The sequence below is a fragment of the Streptomyces radicis genome (assembly GCF_003626575.1).
Lineage (GTDB): Bacteria > Actinomycetota > Actinomycetes > Streptomycetales > Streptomycetaceae > Streptomyces > Streptomyces radicis.
Window position 1 is genome coordinate 378,929 of record NZ_RBDY01000002.1, and the last position, 20,497, is coordinate 399,425.

The window sequence follows — 20,497 nt, forward strand, 5'->3', positions numbered from 1 at the left end:
TTCACAACAGAAAGGCTCTCCCCGGCCATGGCGCTCACCCTTTACGTCGACACCGACCGCTGGCGGGCGCACCAGCGGTCGATCGTCGCCGACTTCCCCGGACTGGTCCCCGTCTGCAAGGGCAACGGCTACGGCTTCGGCCATGACCGGCTGGCGGAGGAGGTGTCGCTGCTGGGCATGGAGATGCTGGCGGTGGGCACGACCTACGAGGCCCAGGCCATGAAGGACCGCTTCAGCGGGGACATCCTGGTGCTGACGCCGTACCGGCGCACGGAGGAGCCCGTTCCGCTGCCCGACCGCGTCGTGCGCTCCGCCTCGTCGGTGGACGGCGTCTACGGGCTCGTGGGCTCGCGCGTCGTGGTCGAGGTGATGAGCTCGATGCGCCGCCACGGCGTCGCCCCGCAGGACCTGGGAAAGCTGCACGCCGCGCTCGACGACGTGCGCCTCGAGGGGTTCGCGATCCATCTGCCGCTCGACCGCACGGACGGGACGGACGCGGTGGAGGAGGTCATCGAGTGGATGGACCGGCTGCGCGCGGCGCGGCTGCCGCTGGACACGATGTTCGTGAGCCATCTGACGTCGGAGCAACTCCTGCGGCTGCGGCAGCAGTTCCCGCAGACGACGTTCAGGGCGCGGATCGGGACGCGGCTGTGGCTCGGGGACCACGGGGCGACGGAGTACCGGGGCGCGGTGCTCGACGTGACGCCGGTGGGCAAGGGCGACCGCTTCGGGTACCGGCAGCAGAAGGCGCCGGGCGACGGCTGGTTGGCGGTGGTGGCCGGGGGCACGTCGCACGGCGTGGGCCTTGAGGCGCCCAAGGCGCTGCACGGGATGACGTCGCGAGCCAAGGGGATGGCGCGGGCGAGCCTGGCCACGGTCAACCGCAACCTCTCGCCGTTCGTCTGGGACGGCAAGCAGCGCTGGTTCGCCGAGCCTCCGCACATGCAGGTGTCGATCCTGTTCGTGCCCGCGGAGTCCAAGGGGCCCAAGGTGGGCGACGAGTTCAAGGCGATCCTGCGGCACACCACGACGCAGGTGGACCGCCTGGTGGATCACTGAGGCCTGCCAGGAGATCATCACTGAGGCCCCGCCAGGAGATCATGGAACGGCGGCAGCCCCGGGACCGGACCGGGGCTGCCGCCGCTGTGCTGTGTGGAGTTGTGCGTCGTACGTGGAGTGCGCGCGCCGTGCCCGGAGGCGGTCTCAGCGCTCGACCTCGCCGCGGATGAACTTCTCGACGTTGTCGCGGGCGACGTCGTCGAAGTACTGCACGGGGGGGGACTTCATGAAGTACGACGAGGCGGAGAGGATCGGGCCGCCGATGCCGCGGTCCTTGGCGATCTTGGCGGCGCGCAGGGCGTCGATGATCACGCCGGCGGAGTTGGGCGAGTCCCAGACCTCCAGCTTGTACTCGAGGTTGAGCGGCACGTCGCCGAACGCGCGGCCCTCGAGGCGGACATAGGCCCACTTGCGGTCGTCAAGCCAGGCGACGTAGTCGGACGGGCCGATGTGGACGTTCTTCTCGCCGAGCTCGCGGTCGGGGATCTGGGAGGTGACGGCCTGGGTCTTGGAGATCTTCTTGGACTCCAGGCGGTCGCGCTCCAGCATGTTCTTGAAGTCCATGTTGCCGCCGACGTTCAGCTGCATGGTGCGGTCGAGGATGACGCCGCGGTCCTCGAACAGCTTGGCCATCACGCGGTGCGTGATCGTCGCGCCCACCTGGGACTTGATGTCGTCGCCGACGATCGGGACGCCCGCCGCGGTGAACTTGTCGGCCCACTCCTTGGTGCCCGCGATGAAGACGGGGAGGGCGTTGACGAAGCCGACCCCGGCGTCGATGGCGCACTGCGCGTAGAACTTCGCCGCCGCCTCCGAGCCCACCGGCATGTAGCAGACGAGGACGTCGGCGCGGGTGTCCCTGAGGACCTGGACGACATCCACCGGGTCCTCGTCGGACTCGACGATGGTCTCCCGGTAGTACTTGCCGAGGCCGTCGTGGGTCTCGCCGCGCTGGACGGTCACGCCGGAGGGGGGCACGTCGCAGATCTTGACGGTGTTGTTCTCGCTCGCGCCGATCGCGTCGGCCAGGTCGATGCCGACCTTCTTGGCGTCGACGTCGAACGCGGCCACGAACTCGATGTCGGAGACGTGGTAGTCACCGAACTGGACGTGCATGAGACCCGGAACCCGGCTGTCCGGGGCGGCGTCCTTGTAGTACTCGACGCCCTGTACCAGCGATGCGGCGCAGTTGCCCACGCCGGCGATGGCTACACGAACCGAACCCATTCCGGTTGCTCCCTGTGTGTGTTCTCGACGTGACCCCGCACCATCGCGGGGTGAATTGGGGTGATCGATTGAGGTGATCAGGTGGTGATGCCGTCGGACGGATCGGCCCCGTGGCGCTTTTGTGTGCCCTCGGGATCGGAGCGCTCCCCGCGGTCCCTGCCCTCCCGCTCGCTCTCGATCAGCTCGTTGAGCCAGCGGACCTCGCGCTCCACGGACTCCATTCCGTGGCGCTGGAGTTCGAGGGTGTAGGCGTCCAGCTTCTCGCGCGTGCGGGCCATGGAGCCGCGCATCTTGGCGAGCCGCTCCTCGAGGCGGCTGCGGCGCCCCTCGAGCACCCGCATCCGCACATCGCGCGAGGTCTGCCCGAAGAACGCGAAGCGGACGCCGAAGTGCTCGTCCTCCCACGCGTCGGGGCCGGTCTGGCCCAGCAGCTCCTCGAAGCGCTCCTTGCCCTCGGCGGTGAGCCGATAGACGATCTTCGCCCGGCGGTTGGTCAGCGGGGTGCGCGGATCGTCGGCACCGCCGCCGCCCTGCTCCTCGGCCAGCCAGCCCTGGGCGACCAGGGTCTTGAGGCAGGGGTAGAGGGAGCCGTAGCTGAACGCCCTGAAGACGCCCAGGGAGCTGTTGAGCCGCTTGCGCAGCTCATACCCGTGCATGGGAGCCTCGCGCAGCAGGCCGAGGACGGCGAACTCCAGGACACCCGAGCGCCTGCTCATCCCGAAGCCACCTCCGTCCCTTTGCTCTGCCGCCGCGACGCCATACCGCCGCGATGCATTGGACCGATGTATCAGTCCGATACATCGCCACGATAGAACGGGCCGCCGGGCCGGGCAAGCGGGGGTTCGGTGAAGGGGGTCACATCTTCACTTCGCCCGAGCCGTAATGCACCAATTGTGAATCATGGGGCGAAGGATGGCTATTGAGGGCTGCGTAGTCTTGGCCCGTGCAGACGACCGCGACCGGGAACCTTGGGACGCCGAACGGCGTCCTCGTTCTAGGTGAGGTGCGCCCGGACGCGTGGACGGATCGCACATCGGGGGACCGGAGTCATTCAGAAGTCCCTTCCGTCACCAGGCGATTGTGTCTGTCCGAGGAGTAGCTGTCCCATGAGCGAGCACCGTCGCAAGCAGCCGCAGTCCCGGGGCCGCCGAGCCGCGGGGTCCTCCGGCCATCGCGCCGCGCCGCCGCCGGTGCCGCCCGCCGGCGCGGAGGGCCCACCGGGAGCGACGCCGGACCGGCCCTACGGCAGCCGCGCCGAGGCTCGACGGGCCGCGCAGCGCGGAGGCCACCGACGGGCCGCGAGTGCCTCGGCGGCGGCCGAGGAAGGCGGCAGGGCGGCACGGCGCCGCCGGGACACGACGGCGGGCAAGAAGCGTTTCATCGACTACCCCCGGTCGGGGTACCGAGGCGTGCGCCGCTGGCTGCCGTCGTGGCGGCAGATGCTGGGCTCGGTGCTCACCTTCTTCGCCCTCATGCTCGGCCTCGTCGGCCTGGCCTACGCCATGACGGAGATCCCCGACCAGGCCGACATCGCCAACCAGCAGTCGAACGTCTTCTACTGGGCGAGCGGCGAGCGGATGGTCGTCTCGGGCGAGTCCCGGGTGAACCGGCAGGAGCTCGGGCTGGCGGACATCCCCATGGAAATGCAGAACTCCGTGATCGCCGCCGAGAACGAGACGTTCTACGACGACCCCGGCATCGACCTGATGGGCATCGGCCGCGCCGTGCTCAACATGGCGAGGGGAGGTGACACCCAGTCGGGCTCGACCATCACCCAGCAGTACGTCAAGAACATGTATCTGACCCAGGAGCAGACGCTGGAGCGCAAGGCGCGCGAGCTGCTGCTCTCGGTCAAGGTCGGGGCCCAGTTCGACAAGGAGGAGATCCTCGAGGGCTACCTCAACACCTCCGACTTCGGCCGCGGCGCCATCGGCATCCAGGCCGCCGCCCAGGCGTACTACGGCAAGGACGCGAGCGAGCTGACCGACAGCGAGTGCGCCTTCCTGACCACGCTGCTCAACGGGCCCGCGCTGCACGACCCGTTCCAGGGCGGCAGCGGCGAGGTCGACATCGTCACCGAGGAGAACGTCCAGCGCGCGACGGAGCGCTGGGAGTACGTCCTCAACCGCCGCGTCGAGACGGGGACCCTCGCCCCCGACGCCCACGAGGCGATCATCGCCGAAGGCTTCCCCACCCCCGACCCCCCGACCCCGGCCATGGAGATGGCGGGCCAGATCGGCTACCTCACCAACCTGGCCGAGGCATACGTCATCAACCAGGGGATCCTCACCGAGGAGGAGCTGGCCAAGGGCGGGTACCAGATCCACACGACGTTCGACGAGACCATGGTCGACCAGATGGAGGCCGCCGTCTCGGACGTCATCGAGGCGAACATCGACCCCGAGGAGCGCGCCGAGGACCGGCACGTCCAGTTCGGCGGGGCCGCGGTGGAGCCGGGCGACGGCGCGATCCGGGCCATCTACGGCGGCGCGGACTTCACCGAGCACTTCCTGAACAACGCCGACAACCCCCGCGCCCAGGTGGGCTCCACCTTCAAGCCGTTCGTGCTGGCGGCCGCGATGCGGGACGGCGTCCGCGACCCCGAGGGCGACGCCGAGCAGGACCGCGAGGAGCGGACGCAGCTCTCCCCCGAGAGCGTGTACCACTCCGAGAACGGCCAGCGCATCAACAACTACAACGGCGATCCCGTCGTCATCGAGGAGGAGGGCTCGGGCGACGAGGGGGAGTGGCACCAGGAGAACTTCCTCCAGAGGGACCACGGCGACATCACGCTGCGGGAGGCCATGGAGGTCTCGGCCAACGTGCCCTTCGTGCAGCTCGGCATGGACGTCGGCCCTGCGACGGTCGCCCAGGCGGCCATGGACGCCGGCCTGCACGAGGACAGCCTCGGCCCGGCCAACGACACCGTGCCCGCCTTCGCGCTCGGCGTCTCCAACCCCGGCCCGATCCGGATGGCCTCCGCCTACGCCACCTTCGCCGCGAGCGGCGAGCAGGCCGAGCCCTACTCGGTCACCCGGGTCGAGGGCGCCAAGGAGAGCCTCCCCTGGGAGCACGAGAGCGAGACCACACAGGCGTTCGAATCCTCGGTGGCGGACACCGTCACCGACGTGCTGACCGAGGTGGTCGAGGGCGACGAGGGCAGCGGCCAGGACGCCCAGGTCCTGGAGCGCCCCGTGGCCGGCAAGACCGGTACCACCGACGACAACAAGAGCGCGTGGTTCGTCGGCTACACCCCCCAGCTGTCCACCGCCATCGGCATGTGGCGCTCGGCCGACTCCGAGGAGGAGCTGGTCGGCGACGAGGAGATGGGCTTCCTCTCCATGTTCAACACGGCGGGCTCGGAGCGGATCAACGGTAGCTCCCTGCCCCTCGAGGCATGGATCGCCTTCATGGAGGCGGCCCTGGAAGGCGAGTCGGTCGAGGAGTTCCCCGACCCGCCCGGCTCGCTCGGCGAGACCATCTGGGGTGGCGGCGCCGAGAGCCCGCCCCCGCCGCCGGTGGAGACCGAGGAGCCCGAGGCCCCGGAGACCGAGGAGCCGACCGAGGAGCCGACCGAGAGCTCGCCGCCGCCCTCCGAGGACCCGACCGACGACCCGACCGATCCCTGCTCGCCGCTTGACCCTATGTGCGAGGACCCGGGCGGACAGAACGGCGACCCGCAGGGCGGCGACCCCGATCCGGGCAATCCCCAGGGAACCACGGGTGAGCCCGGCGATCCCGAGGGCGCGGACGGCGAGCAGGGCGACCCCGAGGGGGACACCGCCTGGGCGTTCTAGCCGCGCCCTGAGGCCCCGGCGGTGGGCCCGTGCGGCAGGATGTTCCCATGGCGCATCCCCCTCCGCGAGCGGCCGTACGGCCCACCGCCCAGGACGAAGTGGCCGCCGCCGGCAGCGAGCTGATCGGCGGCCCCGCCGGGCGCCGGGCCGCCTCGGGCCACCCCTGGTGGTCGCCGGCGCGGGTCATCGCCCTGGTGATGATCGGGATGTTCGCCCTGGGCATGGCCCAGAAGGTGTCCTGCTACGAGAGCGGCTGGTTCCGGGGCCCGGCCGCCCAGTACACCCACGCGTGTTACTCGGACATCCCCCACCTCTACGAGGGCCGCGGCTTCGCCGACGGACTCGTCCCCTACTTCGACCGCATCCCCGCCGAGGTGTCCGGCGGGATGGAGTACCTCGAATACCCGGTGCTCACCGGTCTCTTCATGGAGGTCGCCGCCTGGCTCACCCCGGGCGGCACCACCGACCCCAGCCCCGCCCAGATCTACTGGCTGGTCAACGCCGCGCTCCTCATGATCTGCGCGGTGATCATCGCCGTCTGCGTCACCCGCATCCACCGCCATCGCCCCTGGGACGGCCTCCTGGTCGCCCTCGCCCCGGCGCTGGCCCTGACGGCCACCATCAACTGGGACCTGCTCGCCGGTGCCCTCACCTGCGCCGCGCTGCTGTTCTGGTCCCGCGGCCGCTCGTTCGGCGCGGGCATCCTGCTGGGCCTGGCCACCGCGGCCAAGCTCTACCCCGTCCTCCTGCTCGGCCCCCTGCTCGTGCTGTGCTGGCGGGCCGGGCGGTGGCGCGCGTTCCTCACCGCCACGGCGGGCGCCGTCATCGCGTGGCTCGCGGTCAACCTCCCCGTGCTGATCGCGGCGCGGGAGGGATGGGCGAAGTTCTACACCTTCAGCGAGGAACGCCCGGTCGACTTCGGCTCCCTCTGGCTGATCATCGCCCAGCGCACCGACGCGCAGCTCGAGTCGGTCAACACCTACGCCACGGGCCTGGTGGTCCTCGGCTGCGCCGGGATCGCCCTGCTCGGCTTCGCCGCCCCGCGCCGCCCCCGGCTGGCCCAGCTCGCCTTTCTCGTGGTCGCGCTGTTCATCCTCACCAACAAGGTCTACTCCCCGCAGTATGTGCTCTGGCTGATCCCGCTGGCCGTCCTCGCCCGCCCCCGCTGGCGCGACTTCCTCGTCTGGCAGTGCTGCGAGGTGCTCTACTTCCTGGGCATCTGGATGTATCTGGCGTTCCTCAACAGCGAGAACCAGCAGGGCCTCCCCACCGGCGGATACCAACTGGCCATCATCCTTCACCTGTTGGGGACCTTCTATCTCTGCTGCGTGGTCATCCGCGATGTGCTGCGCCCCGAGTACGACCCCGTCCGGCGCGACGGCTCCGACGACCCCGGGGGCGGCGTACTGGATGGCGCCCCCGATGTCTTCACCCTGCGCCGCCGCGCGCAGACCCCGCAGCCGACGGCCACCGCGTTCGTCGACTGGGGACTCCCCGGCGGCACGCTGCCGACGCCACCGGATGATGTTTCACGTGAAACGTGAGACGCCCACCCCTGAGGCACCCCCATCCGACGCCACGCCCCCGCGCAGTTCGGTCGTCGGCGATCTACGGACCCTGCTCCGCTTCCCCGGCTTCCGCAAGCTGCTCACCGTCCGCCTGCTCTCCCAGTTCACGGATGGTGTCTTCCAGGTAGGGCTGGCCACCTATGTGGTCTTCTCCCCGGAGCAGCAGACCTCGGCCACCGACATCGCCGCGGCCATGGCCGTGCTCCTTCTCCCCTACTCCCTGCTCGGCCCGTTCGCCGGCGTCCTCCTCGACCGCTGGCGCCGCCGCCAGGTCCTGCTCCATGGCAACGCCCTGCGGAGCGTCCTCGCCGCCGGAACGTGCCTCCTCGTCGTGGCCGACGTGCCCGACTGGCTCTTCTATCTCTCCGCGCTCTCGGTGACCGCGGTCAACCGCTTCATCCTCGCCGGGCTCTCCGCCGGGCTGCCCCGCGTCGTGGACCGGGAGCGGCTCGTCGTGGCGAACGCGCTCTCCCCCACCGCGGGCACCCTCGCGGCCACCCTGGGCGGGGGAGCGGCGTTCGTCGTCCAACTCCTCGCGACCTCACAGGGCGCGGAGAACGCGGTGGCGCTCGGCCTCGCCGCCCTCCTCTATCTGCTGGCGGGGCTCTCCGCCCTTCCGATGGACCGCGGCATGCTCGGCCCCGACGAGGACGCGGTGGTGCCCCGGCTCGGCGAGGCGATCGCCAGCACGGTCCGGGGTCTGGTGGCGGGCTTCCACCACCTTGGCGAGCGCCGAACGGCGGCCTGGACGCTCGGCGGGCTCGCGATGATGCGCTTCTGCTACGGCGCCCTGCTGGTGACGGTGCTGATGCTCTGCCGCCACGCCTGGGGCGGCTCGGACAACGAGGACGGGCTCGCCTGGCTGGGCGTGGCCATCGGCGTCTCGGGAGCGGGCTTCTTCGTCGCGGCGGTCATCAGCCCCTGGACGGTGGCCCGGCTCACCCCGCTGGGCTGGTTCACCGCCTGCGCCGCGCTGGCGGCCCCGCTGGTGCCCGCGCTTGGCCTGTCGTTCGAGCCGGTGCCGGTGATGGTCGCGGCGTTCCTGCTCGGCCTGGTCACCCAGGGGTCGAAGATCGTGACCGACACCGTGGTGCAGTCATCCGTGGACGACGCCTTCCGGGGACGCGTCTTCGCGCTCTACGACATGCTGTTCAACGTGGCCTTCGTCAGCGCCGCCGGACTCGCGGCGCTGATACTGCCCCCCGACGGCAGGTCGGCCCCCCTCCTCCTCATCATCGCCGCCCTCTACGCCCTCACAGCCGCGGCGATACACCGCCTCCGGCGAGGCACGGCACCCGAAGTCCGCGCCGGGCGATGTTTCACGTGAAACGGAGGAAGATCATCGCCCCTGACGGGACCACCACTCCTTGAGGGCGGCGGCGGCGGTGTCGCGGTCCTGGGGGCCCTCTTCCAGACGGAGCTCGAGGAGGTAGCGGTATGCCTTGCCGATCTCGGGGCCGGGGCCGATGCCCAGGATCTCCATGATCTCGTTGCCGTTGAGATCCGGGCGGATGGCGTCCAGCTCCTCCTGCTCCTTGAGCCGCTCGATCCGCTCCTCCAGGCTGTCGTACGCCCGGGACAGCGCCTGCGCCTTCCGCTTGTTCCGCGTGGTGCAGTCGGAGCGGGTGAGCTTGTGCAGCCGCCCCAGCAGAGAGCCCGCGTCACGGACATAGCGACGCACGGCGGAGTCGGTCCACTCGCCGGTGCCATAGCCGTGGAAGCGGAGATGCAGTTCGACGAGCCGCGACACATCCTTGATGATCTCGTTGGGGTACTTCAGCTTGCTCAGCCGCTGCTTGGTCATCTTGGCGCCCACCACCTCGTGGTGGTGGAAGGAGACCCGGCCGTCGTCCTCGAACCGCCGCGTCCTCGGCTTGCCGATGTCGTGCAGCAGGGCGGCCAGCCGCAGGATCAGGTCCCGCTCGCCGCCCTCCTCGAGGTCGATCGCCTGCTCCAGCACCGTGATGCTGTGCTCGTACACGTCCTTGTGCCGGTGGTGCTCGTCCCGCTCCAGCCGCAGCGCCGGGACCTCGGGCAGCACGCGGTCCGCCAGGCCCGTCTCGACCAGCAGCGAGATCCCCTTGCGAGGGTGGTCGCCGAGGAGCAGCTTGTTCAGCTCGTCCCGAACGCGCTCGGCGGAGACGATCTCGATCCGGTCGGCCATGTCCACCATGGCCTTCCGGACCGGCTCGGCCACCGAGAAGTCGAGCTGGGCGGTGAAGCGCGCGGCGCGCATCATGCGCAGCGGGTCGTCGGAGAAGGACTCCTCGGGGGTGCCGGGCGTGCGCAGCACCCGCCGCCCGAGGTCCTCGAGCCCCTGATGGGGATCGACGAACTCGCGCCGGGGGAGCGCGACGGCCATCGCGTTCACCGTGAAGTCACGGCGGCGCAGGTCGTCCTCGAGCGAGTCGCCATACCTCACGTCGGGCTTGCGCGAGCTGCGGTCGTACGCCTCGGAGCGGTAGGTGGTGATCTCCAGCTGGTAGTCCTTGGCGCCCGTCGCGCTGCCCACCTCCGCGGGTGCGGCCTTGAGACAGCCGACGGTGCCGAACGCGATGCCGACGTCCCACACGGCGTCCGCCCAGGGCCGGACGATCCGCAGGATGTCCTCGGGCCTGGCGTCCGTGGTGAAGTCCAGGTCATTGCCCAGGCGCCCCAGGAGCGCGTCCCGCACGGAGCCGCCGACCAGGGCGAGGGAGAATCCCGCGTGCTCGAAGCGTCGGGCGAGGTCGTCGGCGATGGGGGAGACCCGCAGCAACTCCCCCACGGCCTGCCGTTGGACCCGGCTCACATCGGTGGCGGGCTGGCGAGGCTGAGTGTCTTTCCTGTCGTTCGGCACAACAGCACAGCGTACGTGCCACAGGGGGGCCGGGGGTTCCCCCGGGGGCGCCCGGTCCCCGGCACGGGGACAGAGCGATCATCGTTACCATGAAGGCGGGTTGAGGACGAGGGAACGGGGCGAGGCGTGGCAGTGTCCGGGATCCGGGGACGGGTGGCATCCCGCCGCCACGGGCGGCGGGTGGGTCCTCTGCTTGCCGTGGTCATGGGCTTCCCCCTGCTCACCGGGCTGGTACCGACGCAGGCGACCGCGGCGCCCCAGGGCGGGGCTGCGGCCGCCCCCGGCGAGGACGCGGGGACCGGCAGCCGCTCCGCGGCCGTCTCCATCACCGAGATCGACCCCACCGTGCCAGGCGAGGACGACACCGTCGTGCTGCGCGGCACCGTCACCAACAAGGGCGGCTCCCCCATCGTCGACGGCTCGGTGGACGCCCGCCGCGGCGTCCCGCTGCCGGGGCGCACCGCCATCGACGAGTCCCTGGCCCGCACCGGCTGGGACCAGGCCGCCGACGGCGAGATAGTGCGCGGCCACGGCCAGGACATCGGCACGATCGACCCCGGCATGTCCCGCACCTTCTCGCTCGAGGTGCCGGTCTCCGAGCTGGCGCTCGGCGCCGACGGCGTCTACCAGCTGGCCGTCGGCCTCACCGGCCAGCGCGAGGACGCCCGCTGGGACCAGGTGCTCGGCATGGGCAGGACCGTCCTGCCGTGGCAGCCGGCGGGAGGCGGCGTGGACGGCCCCGCGACGCGCCTGACGGTGCTGTGGCCGCTGATCTCCACGACGCATCTGACCGCGCAGACGGGCGCGGACGAGGAGCAGACGCCCGCGTTCCAGGACGACACCCTGCTCACCGAGATCTCCCCCGGCGGCCGGCTCGACCAGCTCGTGACGCTCGGCGCCGACCTCCCGGTCACCTGGGTCGTCGACCCCGACCTGTTGGCTTCGGTGGACGCCATGACCGAGGAGTACCAGGTCTACGAGGGCGACGAGCTGGTCAACGGGCAGGACCAGGACGTCGCCAGGGCGTGGCTCGCCAAGCTCCAGGAGGCGGTGCGCGGTAACGAGGTGGTCGCCCTCCCCTTCGGCGACCCCGACCTGGCGTCGCTGGCCCACCACGGCAAGGATGTCCCCGGCGCGCTCGGCCAGCTGGCGACGGCCACCGAGACCGCGGGCATGACCGTGGAGACCATCCTGAACGAGCCGCCCACCACCGACTTCGCGTGGCCCGTCGAGGGGGCGATCGACCCGTCCATCGTGTCGGTGGCCACCTCGGCCGGCGCCCACCACGTCATCGCCCGCAGCGACAGCCTCCGCCCCGGCGACTCCCTGTCCTACACGCCAGGGGCCGTCCGCCCCATCGGCGGCGGCACGACGGCGCTCGTCGCCGACGCCCGGCTGTCCACCCTCTTCGAGGGCGACATGTCCCGCACCAAGGACGCGTCGCTGGCCCAGCAGCAGCTGCTGGCGCAGACCTACGCGATCGCCCGGCAGGACGCCCCCGCCGAGCGCGACCTCCTGCTGGCCCCCCAGCGGATGCCCACCGCCGACCAGGCGCGGGCGATGGCCCAGGCCGTGACCGCGCTCAGGGACGAGGGCGGCTGGATCGACTTCGCCCAGCTCTCCGAGACCGCCGCCGCCGAGCCCGACCCCGCGGCGAACCAGCGCGTCCCTGACGCCGACGCCTACCCCCAGGACCTGCGCGAGCAGGAGATGCCCACCAGCGCGTTCCAGTCGATGCGCGAGACCCAGCGGACGCTGGACGACTTCCAGGTGATCCTGACCCAGGACGACCGCGTGGTGACCCCCTTCGGGAACGCGATCCGCCGCGAGATGTCCACGTCGTGGCGCGGCCTCGCGGCCGACGCCGCCGAGTACCGCACGGCCGTCCAGGACGGCCTGGTCGCTCTCACCGAACGAGTGCACCTGATCCAGAAGTCGGAGATCACCCTCTCAGGACGCAGCGCCACCATCCCGGTCACCGTGCAGAACAACCTGGTGCAGGACGTCGAGGGCCTCACGCTGCACCTCAAGTCCAGCCGGACGCTCGGCCTCGAGGTCAGCGATCCACAGGAGATCGTCGTCAGCGGGGGACACAGCCAGTCGGTGAAGTTCTCGGCCGACGCCCGCGCCAACGGCATCACGTTCCTCGAGGCCCAGCTCTACACCGCCGACGGCAAGCCCTTCGGCGAGCCCATGCACTTCAGGGCGGACGTCACCTCGATCACCTCGGCCGTCATGATGGTGATCGCCGGCGGCCTGCTGCTGGTCGTCCTCGCCGGGATCCGCATGTACACCCAGCGCAAGAGGGCCGCCAGGCAGGGCGCCGAGCCGGGCGAGAAGGCGGACGCCTTGGTGGGTGAGAGGGCTTCCGACACCGGCGGCGACACCCACGGCACCCCCTCGGGGAGTGAGAGGCTGGACCCCGACGAGTGAGCCGCCAGCCGGAGGGGCACCGCCGGCCCGTACATAAGGTGGGGTTGTAGCGATGGAAGCGCCGTACGACCGTGAACGCGGCCGGGCGCCGGGTGGTGGCGACCAATCCGGTTGGCAGGGGGACCAGCACGGGCATCCCGAGCAGCAGGGCCCTTACCCCCCCGGCTACGACCCGTACGCCGGTCAGCAGCCGTACCCGTACGAGCCCGGCGGCCACGACCCCGGGGCGCCCGACCCCTATGGCCCCGCGCACGGCCAGGCCCCCGGCGGCTACCCGGGCCAGCCCTACCCCCCGCCCGGCTACGGCCCCGGCCACCCAGGCCCGCCCGCGGGAGGCCAGGGCTACGCCGGACCGCCGGAGTACCACCCGCCGGCCTATGACCCCGGCGCCTACGACTCGGCGGGCTACCAGGGCCCCGACGACCCCTACCTCGCCGACAGCTACCACCACGACCCGTACGCCGGGCGTGACCCCCTCGCACAGGACCCGGTCGGCGACGCCCTCTACGACCGCGCCGCGCACCCACCACCGCCCGCCAGCGGCGTTCCCGACCCCCAGGGCCTCTACCAGCAGCCGCCGCCAGGGCCGCACGCCCCCGACGCGCAGCGCTGGGCGCCCACGCCCGCGCCCGAGCCGGACGCCCTTTCGCGCCATCTGCCGCACGGGGACCGCGCCGCGACCACCGAGTTCACCGGCATCGACGGCCTGATGAACCGGGCGGGCGAGACGGCGGGTTCGGGGCCCCAGGGCCAGAGACCCGGCCCCGACGACGCCTTCGCCCACCTCTTCCGCGACCAGCAGGCCGGCCCGGGTCAGCCCCCGGCCGGGGGCGGCGACCAGCCGCCGAGGCAGACGCCGGAGCCGGGACCCGCCGCGCGCCCCGAGCCTCAGGCCGCCGCCCCATCGGGCAAGACGAGCAAGGCCGCGGGGCTGCTGAAGTCCAGCGCCATAATGGCCGCCGGCACCCTGGTCTCCCGCGTCACCGGCTTCGTCCGCCAGCTGGTCCTGGTGGCCGCGCTGGGCGCCGCCGTCCTCGGCGACAGCTACACCGTCGCCTGGAACCTCCCCAACATGATCTACATCCTGATCATCGGCGGCGGCCTGAACTCCGTTTTCGTGCCCCAACTCGTCCGGGCCATGAAGAACGACAGCGACGGCGGCGAGGCCTACGCCAACCGTCTGCTGACCCTGGTCATGGTCCTGCTCGGCGCGCTCGTCGTCGCCGCCGTGCTCGCCGCGCCCCTCCTGGTCCGCCTGATGTCCCCGACGTTCGCGGACGACCCGGCGGCCAACGAGGTCACCGTGACCTTCACCCGCTACTTCCTGCCGACCATCTTCTTCATGGGCGTCCATGTGGTGCTCGGCCAGATCCTCAACGCCCGCGGCAGCTTCGGCCCGATGATGTGGACCCCGGTCCTCAACAACATTGTCGTCATCTTCACCTTCGGCATGTTCCTGTGGGTCTACGGCACCCAGGCCACCTCGGGGATGGGCGTCACCACCATCAGCGACGAGGGGCTGCGCCTGCTCGGCGCCGGCACCCTGCTCGGCCTGGTGGTCCAGGCCGTCGCCCTGCTTCCCTATCTGCGCGCCGCGGGCTTCCGCGTCAGGCTCCGCTTCGACTGGCGCGGCAAGGGCCTCGGCAAGGCCGCCACCATGGCCAAGTGGACCGTGCTCTTCGTCCTGGCCAACCAGGTCGGCCTGATCGTCGTCACCCAGATCGCCACCTGGGCCGGGGCCAACGCCCTGGAGGACGGCCACAGCGGCGCCGGCTTCATCGCCTACAGCAGCGCCCTGCTGATCTGGCAGATGCCGCAGGCCATCATCACCGTCTCGCTCATGGCGGCGCTGCTCCCCCGGCTCTCCCGCTCCGCCGCCGACGGCGACACCGCGGCCGTGCGCGACGACCTCTCGCACGGGCTGCGCACATCGGCCGTCGCGATCGTGCCCATCGCCTTCGCCTTCGTGGCCCTGGGCGTGCCGATGTGCACCCTGCTGTTCGGCACGGCGGGCGAGAGCGGCGCCCGTTCGTTCGGCTACGTCCTCATGGCGTTCGGCGTCGGCCTGATCCCGTACTCCGCGCAGTACGTCGTGCTGCGCGCGTTCTACGCCTACGAGGACACCCGCACGCCCTTCTACAACACGGTGATCGTCTCGGCCACCTGGATCCTGCTCTCCGCGCTCAGCTTCGTGCTGCTGCCCGAGCGCTGGGTCGTCGCGGGCATCGCGTTCGGCTACGGCGTCGCCTACGCCGTGGGCGTCCGCGTCGCGTGGCGGCGACTCAAGGGCCGGATGCGGGTCGACCTGGACGGCGCCCGCGTCGTGCGGACCTACATCAGGCTGGCCGGGGCGAGCATCCCCGCCGCGGTGATCGGCGGCGGGACGGGCTTCCTCGTCCTGCGGGCCCTGGGGGAGGGCGCGATCGGCTCGGTGGCCGCGCTCGCCGTCGGCGGCCTGCTGCTGCTCGCGGTGTTCTACGTGGCCGCTCGCAGGATGCGCGTCGAGGAGCTCACCGCGCTCGTCGGCATGGTCAGGGCGCGCCTCGGACGCTGAGATCCGCCCCTGGCCGGGAATCGACCCATGACGCGCGCGCACCCGACACCGTCGCGCCACACGCCGTACAACCTGAGGCCGTACTCACATGTCGTGCAGGGTGACGGACTACCGGCACAATGAGTCTGGCAGTGTCAAGCACCCGAGAGCCGAGAACGGGGAGGCGGGAACGACGGTGGCCGAACGGAGCACGGCGACGAGTTCTTCGCAGCATCCGACGAGCGCCCAGGAGGCCACGGACCCCGAGCCGGTGTCCCGGGCGGACAAGCCGGTGGCCCCGGCCACCGGGGGCGCCAAGCAGCCCTCCGCCCACCACGAGTTGCACAGCGGCCACAGACTCACCAAGCGGTACCGCCTCGAGGAGTGCATCACCCGGCTGGACGGCTTCAGCAGCTGGCGTGCCGTCGACGAGAAGCTGCGCCGGGCCGTGGGCATCCATGTGCTGCCCGCCGACCACGAACGGGCCAGGGCCGTGCTGTCCGCGGCCCGCGCCACCGCGCTGCTCGGCGACCTGCGCTTCGTCCAAGTCCTCGACGCCGCCGAGGAGAACGGGCTCGTCCACGTCATCCACGAGTGGCTGCCCGACGCCGTGCCCCTGAGCACCGTGCTGCACACCGGGCCCCTGGACCCGCACGAGGCGTACGCCCTGGCAAGCCAGGTGTCCCAGGCGATGGCGGCCGCGCACCGCAAGGACCTGGCCCATCTGAGGCTCACCCCCGCCACCGTGCTCCGCACCGGCCCTTGCCAGTTCCGCATCCGCGGCCTCGCCGTCGACGCGGCGCTGCGCGGCATCACGGCGGATGCCCCGAGGCGGGCCGACACCGAGGCCATCGGAGCGCTGCTGTACGCCGCTCTGACGCAGCGTTGGCCCTACGGCGATGGCGCGTATGGCCTGAATGGAGTAGCGGGCCTCAGCAAGGGCTACAGGGACTCCCTGGCCACTCCCGAGCAGGTGCGGGCGGGCATTCACCGCGGGCTGTCCGAGCTCACCATGCGCGCCCTCGACAACAACGGCGCCACCGCCGCGAGTCAGGACCCGCCGTTCACCACGCCCGAGGAGCTGGGCAAGGCGCTTGCCGCCCTGCCGCGCATCCCCCCGCCCGACCCGACGCCGAGCGCCATGGTCGGGTTCCAGCACACCACCTTCCAGCGCGGCACCCTGGCCACCGGGCGGCAGCCCCCGGCCGCGCCGCCCACGCGCCCCGCCCCCGGCTCCCCCGCACCGCCCGCCCTGCCGGGTCGCACCGGCACCGCGCTCAAGTGGGGGGTCTCGGCGCTGCTCATCGCCGCGCTCGGCCTGGGCAGTTGGCAGCTGGCCGACGCCCTCCTCAAGGGCGACGCCCCCACCGACCAGCCCTCGCCCAGCGGCCCGCCCGCCGGGGAAGAGGAGGAGGCGCCCCCGCCGGCGCCCGTCGAGGTCGTCGACATCACCGAGTTCGACCCCGAGGGCACGGGAGGCGGCCAGAACCCCGAGATGGCGCCCCGGGCCATCGACGGCGACATGGAGTCCGCCTGGCAGACCAAGAACTACTTCGGCCCCTCGTTCGGGAACCTCAAGAGCGGCGTCGGCCTCATCCTCGACCTGGGCGAGGTCAGGGAGATCTCGTCCCTCTCCGTGCAGGCCTTCGGCGACACCACGGTCGAGTTCCGCGCGGCCCCCGCCGACGCCGGCGCCATGCCCAACGATCTGGACGCGTTCACCACGCTCGATTCCGACACCGGCACCGCCCTCACGCTGGAGGCGGAGGAGTCGATCGAGACACAGTTCGTGCTTCTGTGGCTTACTGAGCTGCCACAGGGCGACGATGGCAACTACCGTGGCGCCATCGCCGACATCGGCGTCGTCCAGTAGAGGCGCAGAGGAGGAGAGGTCCCGTCGTGGGCAGTGGTGTGCCACGCGAGCCTGTCGTCTACACCGACAAGGAGCTCCTCGAGCGACATGTGGACGGCGATCCCGATGCCTTCACCGAGCTGGTCCACCGGCATCGCGACCGGCTGTGGGCCGTCGCGCTGCGGACGCTGGGCGATCGGGAGGAGGCCTCCGACGCCCTTCAGGACGCGCTGATATCGGCCTACCGCGCCGCCCATACCTTCCGCGGCCAGGCCGCCGTCACCACCTGGCTGCACCGCATCACCGTGAACGCCTGCCTCGACCGGGCCCGCAAGGCCAAGAGCCGCAGGACCTACCCCATGCCCGAGCAGGAACGTCTGGAGACCCTGCTCGACCCACATGAGTCCGCCGAGGCCCCCGCCGAACGGACGGATCTGCGCCGTGAGTTGCGCGAGGCGCTGGACAAGCTCCCCGCCGAGCAGCGCGCGGCCCTTGTCCTCGTGGACATGCAGGGCTATCCCGTGGCCGAGGCCGCCTCCATCCTCGAAACCCCGGTGGGCACCGTGAAAAGCCGCTGCGCCCGCGCACGCGCACGCCTCCTGCCCCTCCTCCGGCATTTGCGTCCCGTGCCTCCCGGGGACGCCCCCGTAAGGAACCGGGCACCCGGTACTCCCGTCCCACCACCAAGAGATTCGGGAGATGCCGGGGCCGTGCGGGGAGGAGGTACGCACTCATGAGGGAGAACCACCCAGAGGCCGCCGAGATCGCGGCGCTCGATGTGGACCTGCTGCCGCCCGCCGAGGCGGCCGCCCTGCGCGAGCATCTCGCCGGATGCGTCTCCTGCGCAGCGATCCAGGCCGATCTGGCCGCGCTCTCGGACGAGCTGGCCCGCGTCCCCGATCCGGGTCCTCTCCCCGATGACATCGCCGCCCGCATCGACGCGGCACTCGCCGCCGAGGCGGCGGCGATCACTGTTTCACGTGAAACAGCGACGGACCTCCCCAAGAACGCCCCCCCGCGAGCCGATGCCTCCGCCACGGCCTCCTCCGACAAGGGGGCCGTCCGTCGACCGGTGCCCGGACCCCGTTGGGTGCGGCCACTCCGGCTGGGCCTGGCCGCCGTCGGGGCCATGGTGGTGCTCGGCCTGGGCGTGATGACGCTCTCCTCGCTCGGCGGGGACGGCGATCAGGACCTGGCCGAGAGCGCGGACTCCTCGGCACCGGCCAACGGCAGCGCCGAGGCCGCGGTCGAGGAGCCCGTGGCGACCCAGGTCCAGGAGCTGCTGGACGAGGTCGAGAGCGTCGACCCGTTCATCACCGGGGACAGCAGCGGCAGCGGATCCAGCGAGTCCGCCGAGTCCGACGCGGGGGTCGAGGACACCGCGGCGCCGGAGAGCTCCGACGCCCCGGAGGGCGCGGAGCCCGAGGCCGGTGGCGGCGATGCCGAGCCCGATGTGGAGCCGGTCGACGAGGTGCCCGCGTGTGTCGAGGCGGCGATCGGCCGGGGCGAGGACCCGCTGGCCGCCGGTGAAGAGGACTACGAGGGCATCGAGGCTTATCTGGTCGTCTTCCAGCACGAGGTCGACCCCGATCAGGTGGACGCCTACATGGTCGCCGCGAGCTGTGCGACCGCCTCGCCCGCGGCCACGGGAGAGGTCCTCCTCCAGGAGAGCTACCCGCGCGGCTGAGGCGCTACCGGGCCGGGAATGTCTGGGACCCTAGGATCCGTTACTGGACTATGGGCCCCCACCGGGGGAGACACCCCGAGACAAGGAAGATTCCCGTGAGCGACGTCCGCAACGTGATCATCATCGGCTCCGGACCCGCGGGCTACACCTCCGCGCTCTACACCGCACGCGCCTCGCTCAACCCGTTGGTCTTCGAAGGTGCCGTCACCGCGGGCGGCGCTTTGATGAACACCACCGAGGTCGAGAACTTTCCTGGTTTCAAGGAGGGCATCATGGGCCCGGACCTCATGGACAACATGAGGGCCCAGGCCGAGCGCTTCGGTGCCGAGCTCGTCGCGGACGACATCGTCTCGGTCGATCTCAGCGGGGAGATCAAGACGGTCACCGACACCGCGGGCGTGGTGCACCAGGCCAAGGCCGTCATCGTGGCCACCGGCTCCCAGCACCGCAGGCTCGGCCTCCCCCAGGAGGACGAGCTCTCCGGGCGCGGCGTCTCCTACTGCGCGACGTGTGATGGCTTCTTCTTCCGCGAGCAGGACATCGCCGTGATCGGCGGCGGCGACACCGCCATGGAGGAGGCCACCTTCCTCAGCCGGTTCGCCAAGACCGTGACCATCGTTCACCGCCGCGACGCCCTGCGCGCCTCCAAGGCGATGCAGGAGCGCGCCTTCGCCGACCCGAAGATCAGGTTCGTCTGGGACAGCGAGGTCGCCGAGATCCATGGCACCGACGGCAAGCTCTCGGGGCTGACCCTCAGTAACAGGAAGACCGGGGAGACCTCGGCGCTGCCGGTCACCGGGCTCTTTGTCGCCATCGGCCACGATCCCCGCGTCGAGCTCTTCAAGGGCCAGCTGGACCTGGACGACGAGGGCTACCTCCAGGTGGCCTCCCCGACGACGCGGACCAATGTGCCCGGCGTCTTCGCCGCCGGTGACGTGGTCGACCACACCTACCGCCAGGCCATCACCGCCGCGGGCACCGGCTGTGCGGCCGCCCTGGACGCCGAGCGCTATCTCGCCGCCCTCTCCGACGCGGAGTCCATCGCCTCCGACGTCTCCGCCTGACCATCCCGTCCCACCGTCTCAACCCCATCGCAAGTGAAGGAGAACACCATGGCCGGTGCCACCGTGACCGCCACCGACGCTGACTTCGAGGAGAAGGTCCTCCAGAGCGAGAAGCCGGTCCTGGTCGACTTCTGGGCCGAGTGGTGCGGCCCCTGCCGTCAGGTCGCCCCGGCGCTCGAGGCCATCGCCGCCGAGCACGCGGACAAGCTGACCGTCGTCAAGCTCAACATCGACGAGAACCCCGCGACCGCCGCGAAGTACGGCATCCTCTCGATCCCGACGATGAACGTCTACCAGGGCGGCGACGTCGTGAAGACGATCGTCGGCGCCAAGCCGAAGGCCGCCATCGAGCGCGACCTCGCGGACTTCATCGCCGACTCGTACAAGGGCTGACCCCACCTCGGAGAACGACAGCAATCCCGAGAACGACGAGGGGCC

General features: G+C 71.3%; 14 protein-coding genes. 11 read left to right on the top strand and 3 right to left on the bottom strand.

Annotated elements, in window-relative coordinates; all coding sequences use genetic code 11:
- The first annotated feature begins 27 nt into the window (after positions 1-27).
- A complete protein-coding gene (locus D7318_RS04690) occupies positions 28-1,059 on the top strand; it encodes an alanine racemase (protein WP_120695541.1) in 1,032 nt (343 codons plus the stop codon).
- Between the two features lie 144 nt (positions 1,060-1,203).
- On the opposite strand, the gene D7318_RS04695 is transcribed toward D7318_RS04690, so the two are convergent.
- Positions 1,204-2,286 (bottom strand): inositol-3-phosphate synthase, encoded by a 1,083-nt coding sequence (locus D7318_RS04695; protein WP_120695542.1) that lies wholly within the window; start codon positions 2,284-2,286, stop codon positions 1,204-1,206.
- Positions 2,287-2,363: 77 nt separating this feature from the next.
- On the bottom strand, positions 2,364-3,002 hold the full coding sequence (locus tag D7318_RS04700) for a PadR family transcriptional regulator (protein ID WP_120695543.1): 639 nt from the start codon (positions 3,000-3,002) through the stop codon (positions 2,364-2,366).
- A gap of 390 nt (positions 3,003-3,392) precedes the next feature.
- Between D7318_RS04700 and D7318_RS04705 the strand changes: the two genes are divergently transcribed.
- The 3 genes from D7318_RS04705 to D7318_RS04715 are packed head-to-tail and all read left to right on the top strand — an operon-like array spanning position 3,393 to position 8,978.
- Entirely contained in the window at positions 3,393-6,083 is a 2,691-nt protein-coding gene (locus D7318_RS04705; RefSeq protein ID WP_120695544.1) for a transglycosylase domain-containing protein, read from the top strand.
- A 47-nt stretch (positions 6,084-6,130) separates the two neighbouring features.
- Positions 6,131-7,627 (top strand): glycosyltransferase family 87 protein, encoded by a 1,497-nt coding sequence (locus D7318_RS04710; RefSeq protein ID WP_120695545.1) that lies wholly within the window; start codon positions 6,131-6,133, stop codon positions 7,625-7,627.
- Entirely contained in the window at positions 7,617-8,978 is a 1,362-nt protein-coding gene (locus tag D7318_RS04715; protein ID WP_230423352.1) for an MFS transporter, read from the top strand. Before D7318_RS04710 ends, D7318_RS04715 begins: the two co-directional genes overlap by 11 nt.
- Positions 8,979-8,990: 12 nt before the next feature.
- Here the strand turns inward: D7318_RS04715 and D7318_RS04720 are convergent, their stop codons facing one another.
- Positions 8,991-10,442: a CCA tRNA nucleotidyltransferase gene (locus D7318_RS04720; RefSeq protein WP_120695547.1), complete on the bottom strand. Its 1,452-nt coding sequence runs from the start codon at positions 10,440-10,442 to the stop codon at positions 8,991-8,993.
- 228 nt (positions 10,443-10,670) lie between these two features.
- Here D7318_RS04720 and D7318_RS04725 point away from each other — a divergent pair, with 228 nt between their 5' ends.
- From D7318_RS04725 to trxA, 7 genes are all read left to right on the top strand, one after another.
- Entirely contained in the window at positions 10,671-12,923 is a 2,253-nt protein-coding gene (locus D7318_RS04725) for a DUF6049 family protein (protein ID WP_230423353.1), read from the top strand.
- Positions 12,924-12,975: 52 nt separating this feature from the next.
- On the top strand, positions 12,976-15,477 hold the full coding sequence (gene murJ / locus D7318_RS04730) for a murein biosynthesis integral membrane protein MurJ (protein WP_120695549.1): 2,502 nt from the start codon (positions 12,976-12,978) through the stop codon (positions 15,475-15,477).
- A 175-nt stretch (positions 15,478-15,652) separates the two neighbouring features.
- Positions 15,653-17,329 (top strand): protein kinase family protein, encoded by a 1,677-nt coding sequence (locus tag D7318_RS04735; protein ID WP_230423354.1) that lies wholly within the window; start codon positions 15,653-15,655, stop codon positions 17,327-17,329.
- Positions 17,330-17,355: 26 nt separating this feature from the next.
- On the top strand, positions 17,356-18,045 hold the full coding sequence (sigM, locus tag D7318_RS04740) for an RNA polymerase sigma factor SigM (protein ID WP_230423355.1): 690 nt from the start codon (positions 17,356-17,358) through the stop codon (positions 18,043-18,045).
- The gene (locus D7318_RS04745; RefSeq protein ID WP_120695551.1) at positions 18,042-18,995 is read left to right on the top strand and encodes an anti-sigma factor; all 954 of its coding nucleotides are present in this window, start codon (positions 18,042-18,044) and stop codon (positions 18,993-18,995) included. The genes sigM and D7318_RS04745 overlap by 4 nt, the downstream gene beginning before the upstream one ends.
- Before the next feature lie 95 nt (positions 18,996-19,090).
- Entirely contained in the window at positions 19,091-20,059 is a 969-nt protein-coding gene (gene trxB / locus D7318_RS04750) for a thioredoxin-disulfide reductase (protein ID WP_120695552.1), read from the top strand.
- A 48-nt stretch (positions 20,060-20,107) separates the two neighbouring features.
- Positions 20,108-20,452 (top strand): thioredoxin, encoded by a 345-nt coding sequence (trxA, locus tag D7318_RS04755; protein WP_120695553.1) that lies wholly within the window; start codon positions 20,108-20,110, stop codon positions 20,450-20,452.
- Positions 20,453-20,497: the final 45 nt, after the last annotated feature.

Coding starts and splice junctions, on each gene's coding strand:
- D7318_RS04690 (WP_120695541.1), top strand. CDS start 28: ATGGCGCTCACCCTTTACGTCGACACCGACCGCTGGCGGGCGCACCAG.
- D7318_RS04695 (WP_120695542.1), bottom strand. CDS start 2,286: ATGGGTTCGGTTCGTGTAGCCATCGCCGGCGTGGGCAACTGCGCCGCA.
- D7318_RS04700 (WP_120695543.1), bottom strand. CDS start 3,002: ATGAGCAGGCGCTCGGGTGTCCTGGAGTTCGCCGTCCTCGGCCTGCTG.
- D7318_RS04705 (WP_120695544.1), top strand. CDS start 3,393: ATGAGCGAGCACCGTCGCAAGCAGCCGCAGTCCCGGGGCCGCCGAGCC.
- D7318_RS04710 (WP_120695545.1), top strand. CDS start 6,131: ATGGCGCATCCCCCTCCGCGAGCGGCCGTACGGCCCACCGCCCAGGAC.
- murJ (WP_120695549.1), top strand. CDS start 12,976: ATGGAAGCGCCGTACGACCGTGAACGCGGCCGGGCGCCGGGTGGTGGC.
- D7318_RS04745 (WP_120695551.1), top strand. CDS start 18,042: ATGAGGGAGAACCACCCAGAGGCCGCCGAGATCGCGGCGCTCGATGTG.
- trxA (WP_120695553.1), top strand. CDS start 20,108: ATGGCCGGTGCCACCGTGACCGCCACCGACGCTGACTTCGAGGAGAAG.